This window comes from Thermaerobacillus caldiproteolyticus, from assembly GCF_013761245.1.
Lineage (GTDB): Bacteria > Bacillota > Bacilli > Bacillales > Anoxybacillaceae > Thermaerobacillus > Thermaerobacillus caldiproteolyticus.
Map to the genome: position 1 here is coordinate 570,209 of NZ_JACDUT010000001.1, position 20,300 is coordinate 590,508.

Genomic DNA, 20,300 nt, shown 5'->3' on the forward strand with positions numbered 1-20,300 from the left:
ATGGGAGCAGTTGTCATCCATAAATCACTTTATTTATTAAACGCTTTTAAGCAATAAAGTATTTTATGAGATTTTATCCAAGAAGGTGATTCACTCGTGAACAAAGAAACACCGATTTTCGCCTTAGATATCGGAACTCGTTCTGTCGTTGGCATTATGCTCCAACAAATGAACGACCATTATACAATTTTAGATCTCGTCATAAAAGAACACCATGAACGCGCGATGCTAGATGGACAAATTCACGACGTATTAGCTGTCGCCAGCGTCATGAAAGACATCAAAGAAACACTCGAACAAAAATACGGTCCGTTAAAACGTGTATCCGTTGCCGCAGCAGGAAGAGCACTAAAAACAGAACGGGCAGAAGCAACACTTCTCATCGCTGGAAAACCGATGATGACAAAGGAAGATGTGAAGCACTTAGAATTGAGTGCTGTTCAACAAGCGCAAATCAAATTGGCTTCCCAACAACAAGAACAAAGCCATCACTACTATTGCGTCGGCTACTCTGTTGTCAATTATAAAATCGACGGCCAAGAAATCGGCAGTTTAATTGATCAACAGGGGACAGAGGCAACTGTTGAAGTCATTGCGACCTTTTTACCGAAGCTTGTCGTCGAATCGCTGCTTGCGGCACTGCAGCGCGCTGGTCTTGAAATGGAAGCATTGACTCTCGAACCTATTGCGGCGATTAATGTGCTGATCCCACCGACAATGCGCCGATTAAATGTGGCTCTTGTCGATATTGGGGCAGGCACTTCCGATATTGCCATTACTGATCTTGGCACCGTCATCGCTTACGGAATGGTACCCATTGCTGGCGACGAAATCACTGAAGCAATTTCTGATCATTATTTGCTTGATTTTCCACTGGCAGAAAAAGCAAAACGGGAGCTCTCCGCGAATGAAACTGTCACAATCACCGATATTTTAGGGTTTGAAACGGAAGTGTCCCGAGATGAAATGATCGCATCCATTTCCGATGCGATTGATCGGCTGGCGCATGCCATCAGCGAAGAAATTTTATTGCTAAACAGCGGAAAACCGCCAAAAGCGGTCATGTTAGTCGGCGGCGGTAGCTTAACACCTGAGTTGCCAAAACGGCTTGCCGAAAAGCTTCAGCTTCCAGAAAATCGCGTGGCAATTCGCGGCATTGATGCCATTCAAAAGCTTGAGCTAACTCCAAAAATCGCTGAACGCGGACCTGAACTGGTAACGCCAATCGGTATTGCCATTGCATCTAAACAAAATCCTGTTCAGTATATAACAGTATCCGTCAATGACCAATTACTACGTTTGTTTGATATGAAAGCATTGACCGTCGGTGATTGCCTTCTTGCTGCTGGCATTCCGTTTCAGAAATTATACGGAAAACCGGGTATGGCGCTTGTCGTCACTGTCAATGGACAAACAGTAACAATCCCCGGAACATATGGAGAACCACCGCTCATCGTAAAAAACGGAGTTATCTCCTCGTTAGACGAGCAAGTTCACGACGGAGATAAGATCGTCGTCGAAAAAGGAAAAGACGGCGTTCCAGCTACTGTTCAATTACGAGATCTAATCGATGAACTGCCTTGTAAGAACGTCACCATTAACGGTGAACGTTACAAAGTAAAAGCAACAGTGTATCGAAACGGGCAAGCTGTTTCTCTCGACAACAGCGTCAACGATCGCGATATCATCGTTGTCAAAATGCCGGAAACGATTGAAGAGTTACTAATAGAACTTCATCTTGTTGAGTGGATTCAAAAGATAAAACCGTTCACGGTCAACATCAACGGTTTATCCGTTGAGCTTAAACAATTTTCCGGGAAAATATACAAGAATAATATGGAAACAAAGCTTCATTCCAATTTTGAAGATGGAGATATCATTGAAATCGAGAATGGAACGGACCCGACCGTCATCGAACTGGCAACAGCGAAGAACATCCAGCTCCACTACTCCATTCCGATTACTTTTCATGGCAAGCCGCTTACATTGTCGAAGCGAATCGTTGAGGTTTACAAAGAGGGACAGCTTCTCGATGAAACAGATGTCATCGAAAACGGATCAAGCCTTGAACTTATCGAAAAGAAGCGTGAGCCTTTTATCTTCCAAGATGTATTTAACTACGTACAAATCGATATTCCTTCATCCGCTTCCAAGACATTTACGTTGTTGAAAAACGGCGAACCTGTCACGTTTTATGATCCCATTGCACCAGGGGATGAATTACAAATCGTGTGGGAGGCAACAAGTGCGGAGATGAAATAAAAAGAGATTGGCTTACATGTTAACATGGAGAAACTTGCCTTGAAGATGAAAAAACAAAATTTATTTTATAGCCTAATCGTTTAAGAAGATGATTCATTCTTTCTTCTAATCATCATATAACCTGTATTCATATGAGATTGTATACTGTTCCCTATTCAAACAGGCGTCCCATACCGGACGCCTGTTATTCGTTCGCGACTTGTTTTTTCAGCGTATCATACGTGATGTTCCAATGAGACGTATGCCACACCACAGAACCATTCTCGAATAAGAGAGCTTGTGGAGACTCATGCTTGACCCCAAACGTTTCCGCAATGTAGTTGGAAAGCGGGCGCGCTTCTTGCACGAATAAATAATATGTATCCATATCAGGATAGTCTTCCACAAATTTTTCATATTCGCGAAAAGCTGCTTGACTAATTGGGCATGTGAGGCTATGCTTCACGAATAAAAACCGTTTCCCCTGCTCGATTACTTGTTGAAATTGCTCCATCGTCTCCAGTTTCTGCTTTCCCACTTGGCTCACTCCTCTTCATTAGGCTTTTGTAATTTTTTCTCGGCATCGTTGAAGGCAGCTTCTGCTTCTTTCAACAGTATTTCAATATTTTCTTTACTGTCCTCCTTCGATTGAATAGGAATCGGAATCGATGTCACTTCCGAAAGAGCAGATTCAGATGGGGACGCAGACTTATCATCCTTTTCGGATTTCAGGTCAGTGTCATTTGTGAAAGATCTGCTTGAGTACGCAGACTCATCCTTCTTTCCGATTGGCACAAACTGTCCGACTTCTTTCGCTTTTTCCTTCGCGATTTCTAACCATTCAGCTGCGGTCGTTTTGATTTGCTCAAGATTTTCTGTTTGATTCATATCCTCAAGCAATTTTTTTCCTCTCTCGCTTGTTAAAAATACGGCCGTGGCTGCACCAACAACGCCACCAATAATCGCTCCCAACAAAAATCCTCCATTATTTTTTGCCATGTGGTTGTGCCTCCTTCATATTCTTTTGCTTTCTCTCTTTCCATTTTTCCCATATTTCCAGAAAAGCATTTCCCCATTGCATCACTTTTACAACTTTTTCTTGATGAGTTTCTACTTGTTTCGTGACCGATGTCGAAATTTGTTGCAACGATTGATTAAATGATTGAACGGTAGAGCTGATATCGCTCACGGCACGCACGATCGAATTAAGCCCTTCGACTTTTCGCTGCACATCGTCGGCCAGCATATTCGTTTTTTTCAACAATTGCGTCGTTTCCGATGTAATGCCCTGCACTTGCTTTTCGAGACTATCGATGGTCGCTGTTAAACGTCGAATCGTCTCTTGAAGCACAGTAAGCGTCTTCGCAATATAGACAACTAACAGAAAAAACGATATTGCAATGAGTGCTACACTTAAGTATAAAATAATTTTCACTGCTTTACCTCCTTGTTTGCAACAGGCTTATCTCTTTTACCCGACATTTTGTCTTTAAAACAGTTCGCCTTTTTATCGACAAATTCCTGCAAGAACATTTATTCAACAAATCGAGCCAAATCGGTTACAATAATTATTGTACATATTGATAAATTGGAGGCGTCATTGAATGAAAGATCCACGTATTGAGCAATTGGCGAAAACGTTAATTCACTATTCCGTTCGCCTACAAAAAGGAGAAAAAGTATTAATCGAAAACTTCGGATTGCAGCGTGAGCTCGTCATCGCTCTCGTCCGCGAGGCATACGCAGCTGGAGGATATCCGTTCGTATTATTAAAAGATCACCAAGTCGATCGCGCGCTTCTTCTTGGCGCCCAGGAAGAACAATTCGAGATGATGGCGGAATTTGAAGCGAACGTCATGAAAAATATGGACGCGTATATCGGCTTGCGCGCTGGCGATAACATTAACGAATTTGCCGATGTCCCAGATGATAAAATGAAAATTCACGGCAAAACAATCATGCAAAAAGTGCACCGCGAAATTCGCGTGCCGAAAACGAAATGGGTTGTACTTCGCTATCCAAATCCATCGATGGCGCAGCTCGCGAAAATGAGCACCGAAGCATTTGAAGATTTTTATTTTAACGTATGTAACCTTGACTACAGCAAAATGGACAAAGCAATGGACGCGCTTGTCGCCTTAATGGAAAAAACCGATAAGGTACGGATTACCGGTCCGGGAACAGATTTAACGTTCTCGATTAAAGGGATTCCGGCAATTAAATGTTCAGGACAAATGAACATTCCAGACGGCGAAGTATACACCGCTCCTGTTCGCGATTCCGTCAACGGAACGATTACGTTCAACACACCATCTCCATACCAAGGCTTTACATTTGAAAATGTAAAGCTAACGTTTAAAGACGGCAAAATTGTTGAAGCGACGGCAAACGATACGGAGCGCATTAACAAAATTTTCGACACAGACGAAGGAGCACGCTACATCGGCGAATTTGCCATCGGAGTGAATCCATACATTCAACATCCAATGCAAGATATTTTGTTCGACGAAAAAATCGACGGCAGCTTCCATTTTACACCGGGCCAATGTTACGATGAAGCCTACAACGGCAACCATTCCAACATCCATTGGGATATGGTCATGATCCAGCGCCCTGAATACGGCGGCGGTGAAATTTACTTTGACGACGTGCTTATCCGCAAAGACGGCCGCTTCGTCATTCCAGAGCTGGAGCCGTTAAACCCGGAAAACTTAAAATAAACGTTAAGATGAACGAGTCGGCACAAGAAATTTGTCGGCTCGTTTTCTTTTGGGCGGACTGTACATACTTAAAACAAAGCTACCAAAACGACAGGAAAGTGAAGCCGTTTGGAATGGTGAGAGTTGTGCTTTTCTTAACCTTTCAACGTGCTACGCTCCCACTACATACTACTTCTTTTATGCAAGCTGGACAACAAAGAACTATTGAGAGCGCTCAATATAAACAAAAGTCAGGCCGCCAAAGGAATGGCCGTTTCACTTCATAGTGCGCTAAAGAATGATTTAAAATTTTTTGTTCACGAAGAAAAAAGGTTTGAAAATAAAGCGGGATGACAAAAAATTTACATTAAATGATGGGACAGTGGCCATTTATCGAATCCATTTCCATTCCGCTTATGTACTTGGATTTCAGTTATCCTTTGGGTATTACCAAAGCATTACACCAAATCACCTTATTAAAATTGCGGAATCAGCTTTACCAAAATCAACAATAAATGCAAAAGGTGAGGTAAATCAACCTTAAATGCGGCAACAAAGGAAATTGGCTTCACATTCTCTGTCACCAATTTCACAAATAGCATATCTCCTGTTAGTAAATTGTGCGTATTCATCACGATAGCATTCGACACAATTCTTCACCGGACGGCGGTAATCTAAATTTCTGCCATTTTTGTTATTGCTCTCTTTTTGATAGAAGACAGGCGCATTGTCTGCATTAATGTCTTATTCCGCTCTTAGACCAACATTCAATTCGAGATCCCATAAAAATTCGATCATTACCTCTTTTTTCCCACATGCTTTTTGTGATATAGCGAAACGCCAATATTTTTCTTATTTCTTTTTTCCTCTTTAGATCATAAAGAAAACTAGACAACCACTAAATGCCCTAACAGAGAAATGAATAATACGTTAATAGCACTAATCACGAATATTCTTACATATCCCGCCTTTTAAAAAATAGAATATTCGTAAAAAATTCCGCATGATATCGTTTCATCAAGCAGAAATGGCGGAGCTACATAAAGAAAAAATGAGACAGGTACTTTCCTGCCTCATTTTTATGAATGTACCGTCTGCTCGTACGCCTCTTGGAATTTTTGGATGTCTCCTGCTCCCATAAAGATAAGTACAGCATGTTGATGTTGCTTTAATACGGATGTATCGTTTTCTTGAATTAAACGCGCGTTAGGAATTTTCGCTTGCAGGTCTTGAATCGAGAGTTTGCCGTAATGTTCGCGCGCAGAGCCAAAAATGTCGCATAAATAGACTTGATCCGCCCTTTGCAAGCTTGCAGCAAATTCATGTAAAAACGCCTGGGTTCTTGTATACGTATGCGGTTGGAAAATCGCTACAATTTCTCGATCCGGATATTTTTGTTTTGCCGCGTCAATCGTCGCGACAATTTCGGTCGGATGGTGGGCATAATCATCAATCAAAATTTGATCACCAAGTTGCTTTTCGCTAAAGCGGCGCTTGACTCCTTGGAACGTTTTTAATCGTTCTTGAATAATGTGAACATCAATCTCCTCATAATGGCAAAGCGCAATCACTGCAAGCGCATTTAACACATTATGGTCACCGTGGCGCGGAATTTCGAACGATGCAAAAAACGTATTGCGAACAAATACATCAAACGATGTGCCTTCCGTTGTTTTGACGATATTGCGCGCCTGAAAATCGTTATCTTCCCCGAATCCATAAAACAATACTGGCACTTTTGCTTGAATTTTTTGCAAGTGCTCGTCATCTCCACAAGCGATAATTCCTTTTTTCACTTGTAAAGCCATTTCTTGAAACGCTTGAAAGACGTCGTCAATATCAGCAAAATAATCAGGATGGTCAAAATCAATATTCGTCATAATTGCATAGTCTGGGGAATACGCCAAGAAATGGCGGCGATATTCACACGCCTCAAACACAAAATATTTGCTTTCTTCTATTCCTTTTCCAGATCCATCACCAATTAAATAAGAAGTTGGGTACGCTCCTTGCATGACGTGAGCTAATAACCCTGTTGTCGATGTTTTTCCATGCGCCCCTGTGACCGCAATACTTGTGAACTTTTGTAAAAATTCTCCTAAAAAGCGGTGATAACGAATGACGGGAACGTCTAATTCGTATGCCGCTTGAATTTCTTCATGCGTGTCAGGGAAGGCGTTTCCGGCGATGACCGTATAGCCTGGTTTAATGTTTTCTTTGTTAAATGGCAAAATCGGAATTCCCCGCTCCTCTAATGCCTTCTGAGTAAAAAAACGCTTTTCTACATCCGAACCTTGAACCGTATAATTCATATCATGAAGAACTTGCGCTAAAGCGCTCATTCCCGTTCCTTTAATGCCAACGAAATGGTAAACTGTCATATCGAAGAACCTCCAACAATCGTCTATCTGTAAGACAGTATATGACGTTCATGTAGATTTGCCATTTGCCTTGATTTATGCTCCTTTGAGTGCATTATGTATACTCACATTTCATCATTATAACACTATTTTAAAGGAAAGACTATGAGAAAAAGAAAACTGATAGAAGCCTCTCCCCTATCAGTTTTCCCTGTAAATCGATGCGGTATCGCTCGTTAGTCGACTTTTTCTAAACGTGGGTTCGGGCGATATCTTCGTCCTGCTTTCGCTTGATGTTTTCCGTTCAATAAAACATTGTCACCCGTAAACCCAATATTAATCTTCAACAGGCTGCTGCCGACACCATACATATCAACCGGCACTCCTTGTTTTTCAAACTCGATGATCCGTTGTTCGTTAAACCCGCCGCTTACCATAATTTTTACGTGATGAAAGCCTTCGCGGTCAAGGGCTTCACGCAGCGCGAAAATTAATGGCGGATTGACACCGCGCGGGTCAAATGTACCAAGTACTTCCGGATGACGAATAAAATATTGGTCAATCATTGTTCGCGATGTATCGACACGGACGCCTTTTAATTTATCTCCAAATTCCCGTGCCACGCGAAGCGCATCGGTAATACAGTCATTGTTGTAATCGACAAGCACAATTAAATCGTCTTCTGGGTATTTTGCATGGTACGCTTTTGCTGCAGCAACAACGTCACCATCAAACAATTGGATTAATGCATGCGGCATCGTTCCCATTCCTTGCTTGCCCCACCATTCATTCATCGCGTGAGTCGCCTGCGCCGTAGAGCCGCCAATAAAAGCAGCATAGCCATCTCCAGCCTGCTGAGTGTAATGATCATCGCGATCGCCCATGAAAATAATCGGCTTTTGTACACCCGATAATGCCGCGGCTTTTACAACGTTATAGACGTTTGTCGCCACCGATGTTCGCCGCGCTAAAATGCCGTCAATAATTCCCTCTAAGTAGCCGAAGTTTTGGTACGGCCCCGTAATCGTCAGCACCGTTTCAAACGGGCTGATTTTATCACCGTCTTTCAACGAGTAAATTTCCAATTTTTCCGGCTCATCAGCAAATGTTTTCACGAGCGCAATAACTTCATCTGTTCCGCATAATACGGCATGTTCTTTTTGGAAAAACTGCATCGTTACAATGTTATTCGGGCAAAATTCACGTACAATTTCACGCGTTTTTAAAAAGTAAACAGCGGAAAACCAGCCATCACGTATCCGCTCATCGAATTTAAATGTTTTATTCGTTAATCGCTTAATTTTTCCTTGCAATTTTAACTCGATTTCTTTCATTGTCGCTCCCTCGCCTAGGTCTGAATGTGATTTCTTTACCATCTTTTCTATCATATCATACTATTTTCCTGCAAATTCGCCAATTCCTCTTCCGTAATGAGCACATCACGCGGCTTGCTTCCACGCGCTTCGGAAATAATTCCTTGCTCTTCCATCATCTCAATCAATCGAGCGGCACGATTGTACCCGATACGAAAGCGGCGCTGCAAACTCGAAGTCGAAGCTCCTCCTTGTTGAACGACAAATTCGCACGCCTCATAAAACAGTTCATCTCCTTCAGCTGACACCGTGCTTTGTTTCAAAAAATCTTCTTGTTCGAATAAGTAAGAAGGAGACATTTGCGCTTTCACATGGGCGACAACGCGTTCAATTTCTTCATCAGATACAAAATTTCCTTGCACGCGCACCGTTTTCGATGTTCCGTTTTCCAAGAACAGCATGTCACCACGCCCTAATAATTTTTCCGCTCCGTTTGTATCGATGATCGTCCGCGAATCAATTTGCGATGAAACAGAAAATGCGATTCTTGTTGGAATGTTCGCTTTAATTAGTCCGGTAATGACATCGACGGATGGACGCTGTGTCGCAACGATTAAATGAATACCGCACGCTCTCGCCTTTTGCGCGATACGACAAATTGCTTCCTCTACATCCCCCGGGGCTACCATCATTAAATCTGCCAACTCATCAATGATAATGACGATATACGGCAAATGGTGCTCTGGAGTTTGTTCTTTTTTAACAAGTTCATTGTATTTTTGAATGTCTCTTACCCCAGCATGAGCGAATAGCTCATAGCGGCGCTCCATCTCTTCGACTGCCCATTTTAACGCTCCTGTCGCCGCCTTGACATCGGTAATGACAGGGCTGACAAGATGCGGAATATGGTTATAAGGAGCAAGCTCGACCATTTTCGGGTCAATTAATAATAATTTTACTTCATGTGGAGCGGCTTTATAAAGCAAGCTAACGAGCATAGCATTAATGCAGACGCTTTTTCCTGAGCCAGTCGCCCCGGCGATTAATCCGTGAGGCATTTTCTTTAAATCGGTCACGACCGGCGCTCCCGATATATCCAGCCCAAGCGCTACCGTTAACGGAGAGGCGCTTGTCCGAAACGTTTCACTTTGTAAAATTTCGCGAATGAACACAGGGCGGCTTTGTACATTCGGTACTTCAATCCCAATTGTGCTTTTTCCGGGAATCGGTGCCTCAATGCGAATATCCTTCGCCGCTAGACTGAGCTTAATATCATCAGCTAAACTCGTAATTTTATTGACTTTTACACCCGGAGCCGGCTGTACCTCAAACCGTGTCACCGTCGGACCTTGGGTCAAATGTACGACTTTCGCGCCGATATTGAAACTTTGGAACGTCTTGTCTAATCGCTCACGCTGCTCGTTAAGCCATTGTTCATCATGCCCCTTTTTTTCCAATGGCGGTTGCAATAAAGAAAGCGGCGGAAAGTGATAACTGTTTGTCGTTTCTTCTTTTTTCTTTGCTTCTTCCCACTTTTTCCGATCTTGTTTTAACATGATGACATTATAAGGAATACGGGAGCGAACGGATTTGACAGGAGCAGATTCCTCGGTTGTTCGAAGCGGCTCGTCCTTGTTTTCGGAAACAGATTCTGCCGTTTCTTCTTTATGCTCCTCGCTCGCTTCGACTTCAGAAAACGCGCTCTTTTCGCTTTCTTCTCTCAATTGCTCATTCGTTTCTTGTGTAACATGTTCATCGATACTTTTGTCGATTTGCGATTTCGTTTCTTCTCCTGTTGCAAGTTGGTCAACAGCTTCAAGTGTCTCTAATTCGTTGTCATCTTGTTTAAGAAGTTGGGGCTCGCTTCGTTCATCGTCTATTCCTTTATGTTCAATCGTTGTCGGCAATAGCTCAAACTCAATTGTTTCGCTTGTCTTCGTTGGTTTTTTATATCCATAAATCGGCGATGGAACTTCTGAAGGGCGAAATCGTCGTTTTTCCGTTTCCCCCGTTGATTCCCTATGGCGTTCTCTGCTCTCACCAACCGCTCGCTGCCTTTCACGAATAAGACGGTGAGAATGTTCCCCCCTCTTTTCCATTTCCGACAAAGCCGAGCTGTTCGGCCGGCGCACCGATGCCGGCTCATCAGGAATGAGCGGAAAACGAAAATTCCCTTTTGGGTATTGATAGGTGACTTTCACATCTAAATGTGATGAAGCAGGTTCAGCTTGCTTAACTTCTTCATAAGAAAATCGTTGTTCCTCTTCCTCTCCCTGTAATAAATAGCGAACCAATCGCCTCAACCATTTCATAGTAAAATCACTCTTTCTCTCCTCTTTTCCACTTAATTTTATCAGTTCCGGAAAAAAAGTCACTAGATTGTGCTCTAGTGACCGTCGCAAACATTTTATCGGGTAAATGGTTGCCCGACTTCATACTCATCCGATAACACAAGAATCCCTTTTTCTTGCGGTGCGTTTGGCAAATCGAGCTCTCGCGCCGAACAAATCATTCCGTAGGAAGGAACACCGCGCAATTCCGCTTCTTGAATAACAAGACCGCTCGGCATCACCGCTCCAACTTTCGCAACAACTACTTTTTGTCCCGCTTCGACATTTGGAGCACCGCACACAATTTGTAACACTTCCGTTCCAACATCGACTTGGCATACGCTGAGCTTATCGGCGTTCGGATGTTTTTGTTTTTCCTTTACATAGCCGACGACAAACTTTGGTGAAAAGTCGGCTTCGATTTTTTCGTTCCAACCGTTTTTCTGTAAAATATCGTTAATCACAGAAACAAGTTCCTCGTTGAGTTCTACAGTACCGTTTCCTGTGAACGCATAGTAATCTGAAGCGTTAAAAATGTTATATCCTACTGTTTCTCCAGTCGCTTCATCGAAAATGCGAGCCACATCTCCTTTTTTCTCAAACGCACGGCTTTCTGAATTAATTGGTTTCAACGAAATGAGCAGTACATCGCCAATTCCCTCTTGATTGTAAAATACGTTCATCGTTTCCCTTCCTTTCTAAAAAAGTATGTGCAGAAACCATCTCAATTGTTCATTTTTGTCATGACCGTAGAAAGCTGAACGAAGTGATTATTTCTTTATATTCAGCAGTCAAATCTTTAAAATTGCCTAACATTTCAGATGAAAAAGCACGTCTTCGCTTTTCTCATTGTTTGCGATAATTTTTCCCTAATATAAAAATCGGTTCAAGTTCACCGTTTTCGTACAAAAACGATAGCGCCGTAATCGGCACACGACCGCTTGCGAAAAAGCTCATTGTCATCTGGGCAAGCACATCATAACCCACTTCGTTTTGAATATCAGCGATGATAAGGACATCTTGATGCGGCACAGCAAGCGCCATTGTTCCTTTGATGTTTTTTGCAAATTTCGCTAAAAACGGCTCATTTAAAATGCGGCTGGCGTCATAGCCATCATTCGTGTTGACAAAATAAAAGGTATTTCCAGCCACCGTATCTTCTTTTACCTTGACCTCTAAAGAACGGACATTAAAGCGGGCGATTTCCTTAATTCGTTCCACGTCCCAATGTTCCTGTTCCACTAATTTTTCGTCAATCAATCGGTACGTATTGCCCAAGTCAAGCGCATAGTAAATGCGGGTCTCCGCGGTATGTTCATCATAAATAAGCGGAATTCCGTCGCTTGTTTTGGTCGGAAACGATGTCGAGCGAATGACGGGATAAATATCTTTTTCTTTGCCTGACAACGTATGGTGCTCATGCATCGTATGTAGCGCTTGCTCGATGTAATATACAATTTCGTTAATCGCCTCGTCTTTTTGTTCTTCCCATTTTGCAATAATACCAGGAAGAGAGATTGTAACACCTTTTTTCGTTTCTTTATTCTCAATGCGGAGCGTGTCTTTTTTACTGTCAAAACGAAACGCCCAGTCGTCGCGAGCAAGTTTTTTTTTAATTTCTTCATACATTCGTTTGCTGTTCATTTTCATCATTGTTCCCTACTTTCTCCGACATCCTTCGCGACCGCTGTCCAAATGTGCTGTCTTGAATCAAATCACGCCACTTCTTCATTTATGAACGGCCTAATCCGCGAATAAATTGCTCCACTTCTTCTTTCGTCTTCCGATCTTTGCTGACAAAGCGGCCAAGTTCTTTGCCGTTTTCATAAGCAACAAAACTTGGAATGCCAAAAATGTTTTCTTCTTGACAAACCTCTAGCAACTTATCGCGGTCAACGTAATAAAATTCGTAATCAGAAAATGCTTGTTCAATTTCCGGCAAAAATGGTTGAATAAACCGGCAATCCGGGCACCAATCAGCCGAAAAAACGAAAATCGCTTTCTTTGTATCTTTCACTTCTTTATATTGTACAGCGGTTTCGATCGTTTTCATGCGCCTATCTCCTTTCTTTCTTATCATAACGTGAATTGTCCGTTTTGACAAAAAAATTCGTATTGACCAGCTAACAGCTTCGTGATATGGATGAACATGTCTGTGCGATCGACGTAACCATTTGTAAAAATACCGATCGCTCCTTCTTTTTGGCGAATGTTTCTTTTTCCTGTATATTCATCCATCACATCACCAAGCTCTCTGCCGCTCATGACTTCTGCAGCCACTTCAGATGGTAACGGAATGCGCGCACCGCCAGCGGAAATAACAGCACCGTTTCGATCGACAAGCGCTCCCCAATTGCACAACCACAATCCGTCCTTCGTTTCAGTAACACCGCCTTCAAGCCCAATGCCTATGTCTGCCTGTTCTTTCGCTAACGCATTTTTCGCTCTGTTGATTGCTCCTAGGCGCGTTTCTTCATCGGAAAACGGTTGCGACGCGACATCAGAAGATACAGATATCGGCATGAATACATAGCATTCATGGGAAAACACCGCTTTTACTGCCGCGACTTTTGCCGGGTTCGTTGTACCAATCGCGATTTTTTTCATCGCTTGTCACTCCTTTTCACGGAAAAAGAGAAGCCTTGTTGTGGGCAAGACTTCTCCGTTTTCTTAACTATTTTGACGGATGGCTTCCACCGTTGCTTTGTCACATTTTTTCACAAGCTCGATTAACAATTGTTTCGCCGCTGCGTAATCATCGACGTGAATGATGGAAGCATGTGTATGAATATAACGTGAACAAATGCCGATGACTGCGGAAGGAACACCGCTGTTGGCAATATGTACTCGTCCGGCATCCGTACCGCCGCCCGGTGAAACAAAATATTGATATGGGATGTTATTCGTCTCCGCTGTATCTAATACAAACTCGCGCATGCCGCGGTGTGTCACCATTGAACGGTCGTAAATGCGGACAAGCGCTCCTTTACCAAGATGACCAAATTCTTTTTTGTCACCTGTCATATCGTTCGCCGGGCTGGCATCTAACGCAAAAAAGATATCCGGCTGAATCATAGCGGCTGCTGTTTGCGCTCCTCGTAACCCTACTTCTTCCTGAACGGTCGCTCCTGAATATAACACGTTTGGCAATGTCTCGTCTTTTAATTCTTTTAATAGCTCGATCGCCAATCCGCAGCCGTAACGATTGTCCCACGCTTTAGCAAGAATTTTTTTCGGATTTGCCATCGGCGTAAATGGGCAAATCGGCACAATTTGCTGCCCCGGCTTAATGCCCATTTTTTTCGCATCTTCCCGATCATCTGCACCAACATCAATGATCATATTTTTCATTTCCATCGGCTTGTTCCGCTGTTCTTCTTGAAGCAAATGCGGCGGAACCGAGCCGATAACGCCGATGACAGGGCCATTGTCTGTAATAATTTGTACGCGCTGAGCGAGCAAGACTTGACTCCACCATCCACCGAGAGGTTGGAAACGAATCATGCCGTTATCGGTAATCGCCGTCACCATGAAGCCGACTTCGTCCATATGTCCCGCCACCATAACAGTCGGACCGCTTTCATCGCCGCGCTTCACACCAAAAATGCTGCCAAGCCGATCTTGTACAACTTCATCAGCATATTTTTCTAATTCTTTCCTCATAAAACGCCGCACCGCATGCTCATTGCCCGGCGCTCCCGGCAACTCGGTTAATGTTTTAAATAACTGAAGTGTTTCCTCATTCATGTTCTCTAACCCCTTTTCCGTATCCATTTTTATTTTAACGAACGACTGAATTGTTTTCCACTTTTCTTACATTGTTTTGAAAAATGAGATATACTAAACGATAGACTATAGTAGCGGAGGTTTAAAAATGAGTTGGAAAAACTTTTTCGCTGGTGTTACGGTTGGTTTCGCTGCTGCGTACGTTGTCAAAACACTACTGAATAAGCAAATGATTTCATCGGAAAAAGCACTATCATTAGCCAAAACGGCGTTTCAGCAATATGCCCCGATCAGCGGTTCGTGGATTCAAACAAAGCCGGAACCATACAAAAAAAACAATATCGTTTATACCGTATATAAAGGCGGCGTTTGCCGCGGTGACGAACAACACGAGTTTCTCATCGACGCGTATACAGGAACAATTATCGAAACGCGCCCAATCTGAAAGCTAAATGATCCGTATGGGCGCTCCTATTATAGAAGGCGCCCTGTTTTTATTGCTAACGGTTTCGTTGAAGACTCGTTATGATTTCGCCGCTTTCGCCCCATTTTAATGCCCGATAATACGTGTCATGGTAAAAAGTAAACCATGCTTGTTGTTCAATCGCGTACGATATCCATTTTTGTTTTTCAAAAATGGATGTCATCGGGTAATCGTCATACGCCATTACCCATAAGATGTTTTGATGGGCGTGCGTCGGCAGCAAATCTGCCAAGTGGATGAGCGTTTCTCCTCCTGATTCAATGAGTACAAGCGAGTGCCCTTCGCTATGGCCGCCCGTATGAACCATTTTTATGCCGCTTGCGACTTCTATTTCCTTTTCAAATGTAACCACTTGATCGACGACCGCTTCCCAATTTTCTTTCCAATATGTATTGCGCGAGCGAATATTGGGCTGTCTCATTTCATTCCATTCGAGTTGAGATGTAACAATTTGTGCGCGCGGAAATGCGGAAACAAGCCGTTCCCCTTCCCATTTCGTCAAGCCGCATGCATGATCAAAATGCATATGAGTCATCAATACGATATCAATATCGTTCGTTGTTAAACCGAGTTGGCCGAGAGATTGCTCGATATTGGATTCCTCGGTAACCCCAAAGTTGCGCTTTTGCTTATCTGTCAATTTCCCATTGCCAATTCCTGATTCAATTAATACGTTTTTTCCATCCACTTGCACAAGAAGCGGATCAGTACGCAATTCAATTTGATTATTGTCATTGCACGGATATTTTTTCGACCAAAGCGGCTTCGGCACAACACCGAACATTGCGCCTCCGTCTAAATGCGTCACCCCTCCGTTTAACCATGTAATCGTCACATCTCCAATTTTTAATTGTTCCACTTCCCATCACCTCATTATTTAGTGTACCATTCCACGAATGTTTCGAAAATAAAAATAGAGGCTGTCTCATCTATGGAGAGACAGCCTCATTGTTTTCACATCGTTTTTTAGACGGGTATTTCACTTCGCAGCGATAAATGCGATTCCCTTTGGCGGCAAATTTTTCTTCATACTCCGTCATAATATTTCCAACAAAATCACTATGATGAAGGTCTAAACTAACATATGTTAACACTAATCCATATTGTGAGAAACTCACGAGCGAATATTCAAACAACCCTTGATTATCGGTTTTAAAGTGAATTTCCCCTTCATCGACTAATACTTGCTCATATAGCTCAAGGAATGCTTGATACGTTAAACGCCGCTTTTCATGCCGCTTCTTTGGCCACGGATCTGAGAAATTTAAATAAATGCGCTCTACTTCCCCTTGCGCAAAAAAATTCGGCAAATCTTTGGCGTTCACATTTAATAAACGCAAATTCGGCAATTCGTTTTCAATGAGCTTATCTAATGCCGAAACAATGACACTTTCGTACAGCTCAATTCCAATATAATTGATATGTGGATTTGCTTTTGCCATCCCAGTAATAAACTGGCCTTTTCCCGTTCCAATTTCTATATGAATAGGATGATTATTTCCAAATACTTCGTTCCATTTTCCCTTATATTGCTCTGGATTTGGAATAACATAATTCGGGTAAGCGGCAATTTTATCTTTTGCCCAAGGTTTGTTACGTAAACGCATACAGACACCTCTGTTTCTTTGTTTGTCGTTGTCAACGATATCATGAATAGCGGCAAAAGCGCAAGATAGCAAAATAAAAAACAGCCGTATTCACGACTGCGAGAAAGTGGTATAAATTTTTCGTCACAAGCGCACATTAATCAATAAACACAGACCTTTTCACAAAAAGGATGGTGGTTGTGTATGCCACTCAATCATAAGCATCAAATGGTGATATTAAAAGATATTTTATCTAATCATCAAACCGATTGTTGCGGCACCGTTTCCGAATGTGAACAAATCGAACGCCTTGTCAGATCATTGTTGGGAAATGAACAAGTCGGTGCACATGTAAAAAGCGTTTTGCCGGACATTTATGCCTATGGACAAAACGGAAAATATAGCACTGACTTAGATTCCCATATTCTCTCTCACCAACAACAATTATCTGAATGGGTCAATCAGCTTACGTAAAGGACAAAATGTCCTCGAGGAAATGCAATGACTGTTGCATTTCCTTTTTTACATTCTTCTCTTTTTGCCAAGCAAGCGAATATAACGTTTGTGCCACTACATACCATTTCATTCGAAAACGTAAATCGTCTGTCAATTCAAGCCCGTAAAGCTGAAGCCAACCTTCCCACTTGTCTTCAGGGATGTAAGAATATAACAACATGCCGATGTCAATCGCCGGATCGGCGATCATCGCTCCATCCCAGTCAATTAAATACAACCTTCCATCTTCGGAAAGTAACCAATTGTTATGATTAATGTCACAATGACAAACAACAAACTCCTCGTTTTGAATCGAAGGTAAATTTTGTTCGAGCCACACCAAGGCTTGTTTGACAATGGGCTCATCGAACGAATGACGAGACATTCGCTCTTTTAGTTTATCGACCATCACCTCTGGAAGTAGTGGGGTCTTTCCTAACCGTTTGAGCATCGCCACTAAGTCTTGGGAACGATGAATTTTTCGCAATAAACTTGCGACTTGTTCACTTCCCATGTCATGCGGTTTTAATTCTCTTCCATTCAGCCACTGTTGAGCTGTAATGACATCGCCATTTTCCATCCGCTTCGTCCAGACAAGCTTTGGGACGATTCCCTCTGCTGACAAAACGGCAAGAAACGGCGAAGAATTGCGTTTTAAAAACAGCTTTCGTCCCTCATATTGCGCAAAATATGCATCTCCAGTAGCCCCGCCAGCAGGAGTGATTTCCCACTCCTTTCCTAGTAACTGTTCCAAAGCAAGTTCACCTTCAACTTATAAAAAATAAAAGACAGCAATCACCTGATTTCTTGTTTTCAGACAATAGCTGTCTTACTAGATTTTATATGCGATTTGCTTTTCTCGTCAAGTAAAAGTCCTACGATCCTGTTTTAACAAGGACAAATGTCGCAACTCCATCGATCTCCATTTCCTTTTGAACAGAAAACAATGGATCAATGCCGCTGCGTTTTCCGTCACATACGACATGCCATTCATCTTCGTCCGGCAGGAACACACGCTCCTTCGTTTCTTGATTATGATGAATTACGATAATATCGCTCCATCGTCCATATGCTTGCACATGATGAAGTTGATAAGCAATGATGGAGGGAGGCATCGGCTCTAAAAACAGAAGGTGAGCACGGATCTCAGCAGCAGTTGCCAATCGAAAGGCGCGATGCTCATTCCGCAACCGAATCAATCCTTGAATGTAGCGAACATCCTCTTCATGCTCGCTTTTTCGCTTCCAATCCAGCTGATTAATCTCATCTGGGGCATTATAGCTATTTTCGATCCCCTGTTTTGTCCGATAAAATTCTTGTCCGCTATGCAAAAACGGAATTCCCTGCGATAACAGAACCATTGCAGTCGCTAGTTTTTGTCGTTTTTTTCTCACCGCTTCGCTTTCGTGACCATTCGCTATCATCATTTTGTCCCAAAACGTATGGTTGTCGTGCGACTCCACATAATTAATCGTTTGTGTTGGAGCGAAAAACAATCCTTGACCTGTTCCAGTACGCACACTTCCGGCAATCATCTCTTTTATTCTCTCCCGATACGCGCAGTCGCCAAGGACAAAACCTTGATCCGCAACGGAAAACGCACTGCCTTTTATGCTATCGCGAAATCGATCATTAAAGTAAGCAATGTCTGGAAGTTTGTCAGCGTTTTGCAACGTTGCCTTTTGTTCAGAAGGAAGCGGGGTTGGTAAATCCCAGCCTTCTCCTAATAAAAGGGCAGACGGGTCGATCGAATGGACGACGCTGCAAATTTCTTTCATCGTTTCGATATCTAGAATCCCCATTAAATCAAAGCGAAATCCATCAACATGATACTCTTCCATCCAAAACCGTATGGAATCGACAATAAATTTCCGCACCATCTTTCGCTCTGAGGCAATATCGTTTCCGACACCTGTTCCGTTTGATGGCAAACCATGTTCATCATGCCGAAAATAATAACCGGGAACAATTTTTTCAAACGACGATTGTTCACGAATATATACATGATTATAGACGACGTCCATAATGACACGAATTCCGTTTTCTTGCAGCGTTCGGATCGCTTTTTTTAGTTCGTAAATCCGAGCGTACGGATCAGCAGGGTCAGTTGCATAGCTTCCTTCAGGAACGTTGTAATGAAGAGGATTATATCCCCAATTATATTGTTGATTTGGCTGACCTTCGTCCACTCCGGCAAAGTCATTGAACGGAAGCAGTTCCACATGAGTAATCCCGAGTTCTTTTATATACGAAAGACCTGTAACAGTATTGTTTGGCCCCGTTGTTCCGAGCTCGGTCAAGCCTAAATACATTCCTTTATGGACAATACCGCTATCGGGATGAATCGTAAAATCGCGAATATGGGCCTCGTAAATGATCGCATCAGTCGGCGACAATAACGGTGGCAACGAAGGCTTAGGGATATGAGTCTTTGTTAAATCGACAATTACTCCGTATTCCCCGTTCATCGAAACAGCGACCGCATACGGATCGACCGCTTCACGCCAAACAAGGTTTACACACACTAAATAATTGTAATGCATTCCTTCTATATCGCGGAAAACAGTAACGGTCCACACTCCTCTTTCCGTGCGTTCAAGCGGAATATGTTCTTCTTTTCCCGTCTTTGGTTCAAGCAGTTTTAACTTTACTTCTGTTGCTGTCGGTGCCCATAGCTTAAAGGTCGTTTGTTGTCGTGTATAGATGACTCCAAGATCATTTCCATTGTAAAAAAATTGTTCATCAAACTCTTTCGTTCGGATGACAGCACCAATTTGTAGGTCGGTAAACGCTCCGTATTCATCATAAATGAGATAATGTTGTCCGATTTCGATCGGAACATCAATGCGACATTCATATTTCATCCTCGTCGATAAATCTGTCTCTTTATGAATGCGCAAAGCACACAGTTCGTGATTCGGATTTTCAATCGTAAACGCTTTCAACTTTCCTCGATGATACGATTTGGGCACTAAAATCGTAATCGTGTTCATCCTATCTATATACGCTTCGAATGTTCGATGTACGTTAAGCAAAATTTTCACCTCCTAGACTCACATCGTGCTC

General features: G+C 42.7%; 19 protein-coding genes. 4 read left to right on the forward strand and 15 right to left on the reverse strand.

Annotated features, from left to right (window positions below):
• Positions 1 to 156: 156 nt before the first annotated feature.
• Positions 157 to 2,262: a cell division protein FtsA gene (locus tag HNR31_RS02890; RefSeq protein WP_181554871.1), complete on the forward strand. Its 2,106-nt coding sequence runs from the start codon at positions 157 to 159 to the stop codon at positions 2,260 to 2,262.
• Between the two features lie 184 nt (positions 2,263 to 2,446).
• On the opposite strand, the gene ytxJ is transcribed toward HNR31_RS02890, so the two are convergent.
• Genes ytxJ through HNR31_RS02905 form a run of 3 tightly spaced genes read right to left on the reverse strand, consistent with a single transcriptional unit; the run spans position 2,447 to position 3,676 of the window.
• Positions 2,447 to 2,779, reverse strand: coding sequence for a bacillithiol system redox-active protein YtxJ (ytxJ, locus tag HNR31_RS02895; protein ID WP_181554741.1), 333 nt, complete (start codon positions 2,777 to 2,779; stop codon positions 2,447 to 2,449).
• A gap of 5 nt (positions 2,780 to 2,784) precedes the next feature.
• Complete coding sequence (locus HNR31_RS02900; protein ID WP_181554742.1) at positions 2,785 to 3,240, reverse strand: YtxH domain-containing protein; 456 nt, start codon at positions 3,238 to 3,240, stop codon at positions 2,785 to 2,787.
• Positions 3,227 to 3,676, reverse strand: coding sequence for a DUF948 domain-containing protein (locus HNR31_RS02905; protein ID WP_181554743.1), 450 nt, complete (start codon positions 3,674 to 3,676; stop codon positions 3,227 to 3,229). Before HNR31_RS02905 ends, HNR31_RS02900 begins: the two co-directional genes overlap by 14 nt.
• Positions 3,677 to 3,845: 169 nt before the next feature.
• Between HNR31_RS02905 and HNR31_RS02910 the strand changes: the two genes are divergently transcribed.
• Positions 3,846 to 4,961, forward strand: a complete 1,116-nt coding sequence (locus tag HNR31_RS02910) for an aminopeptidase (protein WP_181554744.1) — start codon at positions 3,846 to 3,848, stop codon at positions 4,959 to 4,961.
• 1,058 nt (positions 4,962 to 6,019) lie between these two features.
• Here the strand turns inward: HNR31_RS02910 and murC are convergent.
• The 8 genes from murC to HNR31_RS02955 all read right to left on the reverse strand — a co-directional run bounded on the left by murC (position 6,020) and on the right by HNR31_RS02955 (position 14,690).
• Positions 6,020 to 7,321 (reverse strand): UDP-N-acetylmuramate--L-alanine ligase, encoded by a 1,302-nt coding sequence (murC, locus tag HNR31_RS02920; RefSeq protein WP_181554746.1) that lies wholly within the window; start codon positions 7,319 to 7,321, stop codon positions 6,020 to 6,022.
• 215 nt (positions 7,322 to 7,536) lie between these two features.
• Positions 7,537 to 8,634 carry a nicotinate phosphoribosyltransferase gene (locus HNR31_RS02925; protein WP_181554747.1) on the reverse strand — a complete coding sequence of 366 codons (1,098 nt, stop codon included), beginning with the start codon at positions 8,632 to 8,634 and terminating at the stop codon, positions 7,537 to 7,539.
• 50 nt (positions 8,635 to 8,684) lie between these two features.
• On the reverse strand, positions 8,685 to 10,925 hold the full coding sequence (locus HNR31_RS02930) for a DNA translocase FtsK (RefSeq protein WP_181554748.1): 2,241 nt from the start codon (positions 10,923 to 10,925) through the stop codon (positions 8,685 to 8,687).
• Positions 10,926 to 11,020: 95 nt separating this feature from the next.
• The gene (ytpR, locus tag HNR31_RS02935; RefSeq protein WP_181554749.1) at positions 11,021 to 11,626 is read right to left on the reverse strand and encodes a YtpR family tRNA-binding protein; all 606 of its coding nucleotides are present in this window, start codon (positions 11,624 to 11,626) and stop codon (positions 11,021 to 11,023) included.
• A 163-nt stretch (positions 11,627 to 11,789) separates the two neighbouring features.
• Positions 11,790 to 12,587 (reverse strand): DUF1444 domain-containing protein, encoded by a 798-nt coding sequence (locus HNR31_RS02940; RefSeq protein ID WP_181554872.1) that lies wholly within the window; start codon positions 12,585 to 12,587, stop codon positions 11,790 to 11,792.
• Between the two features lie 88 nt (positions 12,588 to 12,675).
• Positions 12,676 to 12,996 carry a thioredoxin family protein gene (locus HNR31_RS02945; protein WP_181554750.1) on the reverse strand — a complete coding sequence of 107 codons (321 nt, stop codon included), beginning with the start codon at positions 12,994 to 12,996 and terminating at the stop codon, positions 12,676 to 12,678.
• 23 nt (positions 12,997 to 13,019) lie between these two features.
• Positions 13,020 to 13,550, reverse strand: coding sequence for a DUF84 family protein (locus HNR31_RS02950; protein WP_181554751.1), 531 nt, complete (start codon positions 13,548 to 13,550; stop codon positions 13,020 to 13,022).
• 63 nt (positions 13,551 to 13,613) lie between these two features.
• On the reverse strand, positions 13,614 to 14,690 hold the full coding sequence (locus tag HNR31_RS02955; RefSeq protein WP_181554752.1) for a M42 family metallopeptidase: 1,077 nt from the start codon (positions 14,688 to 14,690) through the stop codon (positions 13,614 to 13,616).
• Positions 14,691 to 14,817: 127 nt separating this feature from the next.
• On the opposite strand from HNR31_RS02955, the gene HNR31_RS02960 reads away from it, so the two are divergent.
• A complete protein-coding gene (locus HNR31_RS02960; RefSeq protein ID WP_181554753.1) occupies positions 14,818 to 15,114 on the forward strand; it encodes a PepSY domain-containing protein in 297 nt (98 codons plus the stop codon).
• Positions 15,115 to 15,169: 55 nt separating this feature from the next.
• Here the strand turns inward: HNR31_RS02960 and HNR31_RS02965 are convergent, their stop codons facing one another.
• Together HNR31_RS02965 and trmB are read right to left on the reverse strand one after the other, a co-directional pair.
• Positions 15,170 to 16,012: a YtnP family quorum-quenching lactonase gene (locus tag HNR31_RS02965; protein WP_181554754.1), complete on the reverse strand. Its 843-nt coding sequence runs from the start codon at positions 16,010 to 16,012 to the stop codon at positions 15,170 to 15,172.
• 70 nt (positions 16,013 to 16,082) lie between these two features.
• Positions 16,083 to 16,760 carry a tRNA (guanosine(46)-N7)-methyltransferase TrmB gene (gene trmB, locus HNR31_RS02970; protein WP_181554755.1) on the reverse strand — a complete coding sequence of 226 codons (678 nt, stop codon included), beginning with the start codon at positions 16,758 to 16,760 and terminating at the stop codon, positions 16,083 to 16,085.
• Positions 16,761 to 16,943: 183 nt separating this feature from the next.
• Between trmB and HNR31_RS02975 the strand changes: the two genes are divergently transcribed.
• The gene (locus HNR31_RS02975; RefSeq protein ID WP_181554756.1) at positions 16,944 to 17,213 is read left to right on the forward strand and encodes a YtzH-like family protein; all 270 of its coding nucleotides are present in this window, start codon (positions 16,944 to 16,946) and stop codon (positions 17,211 to 17,213) included.
• On the opposite strand, the gene HNR31_RS02980 is transcribed toward HNR31_RS02975, so the two are convergent.
• On the reverse strand, positions 17,206 to 17,988 hold the full coding sequence (locus tag HNR31_RS02980) for a phosphotransferase family protein (RefSeq protein WP_181554757.1): 783 nt from the start codon (positions 17,986 to 17,988) through the stop codon (positions 17,206 to 17,208). The genes HNR31_RS02975 and HNR31_RS02980 overlap by 8 nt on opposite strands.
• Before the next feature lie 121 nt (positions 17,989 to 18,109).
• Complete coding sequence (gene pulA / locus HNR31_RS02985) at positions 18,110 to 20,269, reverse strand: type I pullulanase (RefSeq protein WP_181554758.1); 2,160 nt, start codon at positions 20,267 to 20,269, stop codon at positions 18,110 to 18,112.
• Positions 20,270 to 20,300 lie beyond the last annotated feature (31 nt).

Excerpts from the sequence above, each read along its gene's own strand:
- HNR31_RS02890 (WP_181554871.1), top strand. The coding sequence starts at position 157 with ATGCTCCAACAAATGAACGACCATTATACAATTTTAGATCTCGTCATA.
- HNR31_RS02900 (WP_181554742.1), bottom strand. The coding sequence starts at position 3,240 with ATGGCAAAAAATAATGGAGGATTTTTGTTGGGAGCGATTATTGGTGGC.
- HNR31_RS02910 (WP_181554744.1), top strand. The coding sequence starts at position 3,846 with ATGAAAGATCCACGTATTGAGCAATTGGCGAAAACGTTAATTCACTAT.
- murC (WP_181554746.1), bottom strand. The coding sequence starts at position 7,321 with ATGACAGTTTACCATTTCGTTGGCATTAAAGGAACGGGAATGAGCGCT.
- HNR31_RS02925 (WP_181554747.1), bottom strand. The coding sequence starts at position 8,634 with ATGAAAGAAATCGAGTTAAAATTGCAAGGAAAAATTAAGCGATTAACG.
- HNR31_RS02930 (WP_181554748.1), bottom strand. The coding sequence starts at position 10,925 with ATGAAATGGTTGAGGCGATTGGTTCGCTATTTATTACAGGGAGAGGAA.
- ytpR (WP_181554749.1), bottom strand. The coding sequence starts at position 11,626 with ATGAACGTATTTTACAATCAAGAGGGAATTGGCGATGTACTGCTCATT.
- HNR31_RS02940 (WP_181554872.1), bottom strand. The coding sequence starts at position 12,587 with ATGAACAGCAAACGAATGTATGAAGAAATTAAAAAAAAACTTGCTCGC.
- HNR31_RS02945 (WP_181554750.1), bottom strand. The coding sequence starts at position 12,996 with ATGAAAACGATCGAAACCGCTGTACAATATAAAGAAGTGAAAGATACA.
- HNR31_RS02950 (WP_181554751.1), bottom strand. The coding sequence starts at position 13,550 with ATGAAAAAAATCGCGATTGGTACAACGAACCCGGCAAAAGTCGCGGCA.
- HNR31_RS02955 (WP_181554752.1), bottom strand. The coding sequence starts at position 14,690 with ATGAATGAGGAAACACTTCAGTTATTTAAAACATTAACCGAGTTGCCG.
- HNR31_RS02960 (WP_181554753.1), top strand. The coding sequence starts at position 14,818 with ATGAGTTGGAAAAACTTTTTCGCTGGTGTTACGGTTGGTTTCGCTGCT.
- trmB (WP_181554755.1), bottom strand. The coding sequence starts at position 16,760 with ATGCGTTTACGTAACAAACCTTGGGCAAAAGATAAAATTGCCGCTTAC.
- HNR31_RS02975 (WP_181554756.1), top strand. The coding sequence starts at position 16,944 with ATGCCACTCAATCATAAGCATCAAATGGTGATATTAAAAGATATTTTA.